The organism is Achromobacter sp. DMS1 (assembly GCF_001270295.1).
This window is the reverse complement of sequence record NZ_LHSJ01000071.1, coordinates 16,133-20,113: the sequence shown is the minus strand read 5'-3', so window position 1 is coordinate 20,113 and position 3,981 is coordinate 16,133. Positions and strand designations below refer to the sequence as shown.

The window sequence follows — 3,981 nt, the reverse complement described above, 5'->3', positions numbered from 1 at the left end:
CGGGGCGCCCTGAGTCTGGGCCTGAGCCTGGGCCGGTGCGGGAGCCCCCGGGCGCGGGCGGCGCGGGGGCCAGGTTGGCGGCCTCGGGACCGGACTGCGCCGATTCGGCCTGGGGATTGGCCGAGATCGAGGGCAGCCAGCCCAGCATGGCGGCGACCGCGACGGCGCTCAGGATAATGATGGATACGGCGGCGGACGCCACCAGGGGATGGAGCCCGCGGCGCGGGGAACCGGATTGCGTGGCAGGATTCATGTGGATGCTCCAACGACACTGACGGGCAGTGGTATAGCACTGGCGCGGGGTATCGGCGTGTTGCGATCGTGACGCTTTGCAAGGCCCCGGACGGGGGCTTTCCGCCGCGATCCAAACGTGCACAATAGCCGTATGGACTCCGTGACCCTGCCCCAGCTCGAAGCCGCCATCAATTATTGGCGCCAGCGCTCGCCTTCGGTGGGCGACGAATCACGCCTGTGCGCGGAAGCGGCCGCGCTGGCCACGCCCTACGCGCTGATGATCATCGAGGGGCGCCGCGAAATGGCGCTGGCGGAGTTCGAGGACGCCGCCCGCGCGGCGCTGCAGGCCTGGGCCGCGACGCGGCCCTGACTCGGGCGGGCCATGGGGGTGCGCCTCACTGTGCCTTGAGCAGCGCCTGGATATCGTGCGCCAGGGCGTCCGCGCCCAGGGTATTGTTGGCCAGCACCCGCGATTCGCCCTTGCCGTCCAGCAGGTAGAACGCGGCGGTATGGTCCATGGTGTAGCCGCCGTCCTTGGTGGGCGACTTGGCGTAATAGGCCTTGAACGAGGCCGCCGCCTTCTTGATCTGGTCGGCCGTGCCCGTCAGGCCCAGGAAGCGCGGGTCGAAGGCCGTGACGTACTGGCGCAGGATCTCCGGCGTGTCGCGCTCGGGATCCACGGTGATCAGCAGCACCTGCACGCGGTCGGCATCGGGCCCGAGTTTCTGCATGACGTCCGACAGCTCGGCCAGCGACGTGGGGCATACGTCGGGACACTGGGTGAAACCAAAGAACACAACCACGACCTTGCCCGAGAAATCGGACAAATGGCGGGTCTTGCCATTGAAATCGACCAGCTCCAGGCCCTTGCCCAGCTGAGTGCCGCTGATGTCGCTGCCCTTGAACACGGGCTTGCTTTCGCCGCAGGCGGCCAGCGCGGCGGCGACCAGCGTGGCCGCGCCCAGCCGCAAGGCGAGCCTGCGGCCGGCGGAAAACAGGGAATGCATCGACAACCTCCGGTCAGCCCAGCAGGGCGAACCAATGATCCACCAGCAGGGCGCCGAACAGCAGCGCCAGGTAGAGGATGGAAAAACGGAACAGGCCGCGCGCCAGCTCGTCGCTGTAGGCGCGGTACAGCCGCCATGCGCGGGCGACGAACATGCCGCCCAGGACCAGCGCGGCGGCCAGGTAGAGCTCGCCGCTCATGCGGATGGCGTAGGGCAGCAGCGTGGTGGCCAGCAGCGCAATGCTGTAGAGCAGGATGTGCAGGCGCGTGAACTGCTGCCCGTGCGTGACGGGCAGCATGGGCAGCCCGGCCTTGGCGTAGTCGTGGTTGCGGTACAGCGCCAGGGCCCAGAAATGCGGCGGGGTCCAGATGAAGATGATGAGCACCAGCACCCAGGCCTCGGCCGGCACGGAATCGGCGACGGCGGCCCAGCCCAGCGCGGGCGGCATGGCGCCCGACAGCCCGCCGATGACAATGTTCTGCGGGGTGCGCGGCTTGAGGATGATGGTGTAGATAATGGCGTAGCCCACGAAGGTGGCGAAGGTCAGCCACATGGTGAGGGGGTTGACCAGCCGGTACAGCACCAGCATGCCCGCCCCGCCCAGCAGGCCGGACAGCATCAGCACCTGGAAGGCGGAGATCGTGCCGCGCGCGGTGGCGCGGCGCGCCGTGCGCAGCATGCGCGCATCGACTTCCTGCTCGATGAGGCAGTTGATGGCAAAGGCGGCCGCCGCCAGCAGCCAGATGCCCACGGTGCCGAAAAACACCTTGCCCAGGTCCGGCACGCCCGGCACGGCCAGGAACATGCCGATGACCGCGCAGAACACCGCAAGCTGCGTGACGCGCGGCTTGGTGAGGACGAAATACTGGCGGAGCAATCCGGTTTGGGAAGCGGCGAGACTGGACATGATGGGCCCCATTTTAAACGCGCGCCGAATCAGGGACGCTTCCCGCCCCCGCCAGGCGCACCAGCAGCACCACGGCGGCCAGCGTCAACCCGGCCGCTCCGCCATTGTGCAATACGGCGATCAGCAGCGGCCACTGGAAGAAAATGGTGGTCAGGCCCGTGAAGAGCTGGGCCGCCAGCAGCGCCAGCATCAGCGTGGCCGGCCCGCGCAGGCCGGGCTCGGCGCGCAGGCGCCAGGCCAGCACGCCCAGGTACGCGAACACCACGAAGGCGAAATTGCGGTGCACCCAATGGATGGCCGTCAGCGCCGGCTGCGAGATCATCTCCCCGGAAGGCAATTCGCCCAGCCCGCGGATCACGGAATACCCGCCATGGAAATCCATTTCCGGGATCCACTGGCCGTGGCACATGGGAAAGTCCATGCAAGCCAGCGCGGCGTAGTTGGTGCTGACCCAGCCGCCCAGCGTCACCTGCGCCAGCAGCAGCGCGAAGCCGCCGATCATCCAGGGCCGGAACCGCCGGGCGGCGGCGGGCACCGCGCGTGCGGCCGCTCGCGCGCCGAGAGCCAGGTCATGAGCGCGAGCACCGACAGCCCGAACACCAGGTGAGCCGTCACCACGGCCGGCATGAGCCGGTGCGTGACCGTCCAGGCGCCGAACGCGCCTGCACGCACACCGCCACCAGCGCCACCGTGGCCAGCGCGGGCGAGCGGCCCAGCGCGCGGCGATGGCGCCACGCCATGTACACGATGGCGATGATGAGCATGCCCAGGATGGAGCCCACGTAGCGGTGGATCATCTCGATCCAGGCTTTGGACAGGGTCACGGGGCCGAAGGGCATGGCCTGCGTGGCCTGGTGGATGTCGCCCATGGCGCCCAGCGGGGTGACGCTGCCGTAGCAGCCGGGCCAGTCGGGGCAGCCCAGGCCGGAATCCGTCAGGCGCACGAAGGCGCCGAACATGATGAGGTCCAGGGTCAGGAACCACGTGAAGAAAACCAGCTTGCGGTAGCGCGCCTTGATACGTTCCATATTCATTGTTGCTTCAATACTCCAGGCGCCCCACCGAAACCCGCTGAAAGCGCGACGTGCCAAATCCTGCTCACCCGATCCGCGAGTTGTAGACCAGCCGGCTGATGTCCTTGCGCACCTTCACGCCGTCGGCATCGGCCGGGAACTGCATCATCAGGTTGCCCAGCGGGTCGATCACCCAGATCGGGGCCGCCAGCGCCGCCGCCGCGCCCTCGCCCGCCTGCGCGGGAAGCAGGAAGCGCGCCAGCTCGGCCGGGTCGGCCCGCAGCATCACCGTGCCCTGGTAGGCATCCAGCACCTTCTGCGGCACCGGCGCGTCGTCGGTGATAAACCAGACCCGCGCCAGGCGATCCACGTTCTTGCCCTGGCTGGCATGCGTGTTGCGAGTGATGAACAGCTTGCGCGCGCAGCTTTCCGGGCAGGCCGCGCCGTCGGCGACGACGAGCAGCCATTTGCCCTCGAGGCGACGCAGGTCGTAGGGCTGGCCGTCGAGCGTGCGCAGCCGCAACCCGGCCGGCCCCGGCATGGGACGCTGCGGCTCGATCAAGGTTCCGTAATTGCTGCTTTCCGAAGGCCACCACTGCGGATTCAGGTACACCACGAACGCCGCGACGATGGGCGCGAGCGAGCACAGGAACACCAGCAGCATGGGCGTCAGGGAACGCCTGGGAGCCGCAGCGGAGGAAGTGGGTGAATGAGGCACGGGAATATCCTGGAATCGCGTCGTGACGGGCGGCCGCTCAGGCCGGAGGMRCMYGCYGSCGCYGRRSGTGGTGTCGCCCGCATGCTTGCGCAGCGTCAGGTC

General features: G+C 68.5%; 4 protein-coding genes and 2 pseudogenes. 1 reads left to right on the top strand and 5 read right to left on the bottom strand.

Features of this window, described 5'->3' with window-relative positions:
• Nucleotides 1–253: pseudogene (locus AD428_RS27780) on the bottom strand (glycine zipper 2TM domain-containing protein); the annotation flags it as partial.
• Nucleotides 254–385: 132 nt separating this feature from the next.
• On the opposite strand from AD428_RS27780, the gene AD428_RS10500 reads away from it, so the two are divergent.
• Nucleotides 386–604, top strand: a complete 219-nt coding sequence (locus AD428_RS10500) for a DUF3717 domain-containing protein (protein ID WP_053245137.1) — start codon at nucleotides 386–388, stop codon at nucleotides 602–604.
• A gap of 25 nt (nucleotides 605–629) precedes the next feature.
• Here the strand turns inward: AD428_RS10500 and AD428_RS10495 are convergent, their stop codons facing one another.
• The 4 genes and pseudogenes from AD428_RS10495 to AD428_RS10480 form a co-directional block, all read right to left on the bottom strand.
• Nucleotides 630–1,241, bottom strand: coding sequence for an SCO family protein (locus AD428_RS10495; protein WP_053245136.1), 612 nt, complete (start codon nucleotides 1,239–1,241; stop codon nucleotides 630–632).
• 13 nt (nucleotides 1,242–1,254) lie between these two features.
• Nucleotides 1,255–2,148, bottom strand: coding sequence for a heme o synthase (cyoE, locus tag AD428_RS10490; RefSeq protein ID WP_053245140.1), 894 nt, complete (start codon nucleotides 2,146–2,148; stop codon nucleotides 1,255–1,257).
• 13 nt (nucleotides 2,149–2,161) lie between these two features.
• Nucleotides 2,162–3,176, bottom strand: a pseudogene (locus AD428_RS10485) (COX15/CtaA family protein).
• A 70-nt stretch (nucleotides 3,177–3,246) separates the two neighbouring features.
• Nucleotides 3,247–3,825, bottom strand: coding sequence for an SCO family protein (locus AD428_RS10480; RefSeq protein ID WP_053245135.1), 579 nt, complete (start codon nucleotides 3,823–3,825; stop codon nucleotides 3,247–3,249).
• Nucleotides 3,826–3,981: the final 156 nt, after the last annotated feature.

Bases quoted from the DNA above. Each gene is read 5' to 3' on its own strand.
- AD428_RS10495 (WP_053245136.1), bottom strand. From the start codon at position 1,241: ATGCATTCCCTGTTTTCCGCCGGCCGCAGGCTCGCCTTGCGGCTGGGC.
- AD428_RS10480 (WP_053245135.1), bottom strand. From the start codon at position 3,825: ATGCTGCTGGTGTTCCTGTGCTCGCTCGCGCCCATCGTCGCGGCGTTC.
- cyoE (WP_053245140.1), bottom strand. From the start codon at position 2,148: ATGTCCAGTCTCGCCGCTTCCCAAACCGGATTGCTCCGCCAGTATTTC.
- AD428_RS10500 (WP_053245137.1), top strand. From the start codon at position 386: ATGGACTCCGTGACCCTGCCCCAGCTCGAAGCCGCCATCAATTATTGG.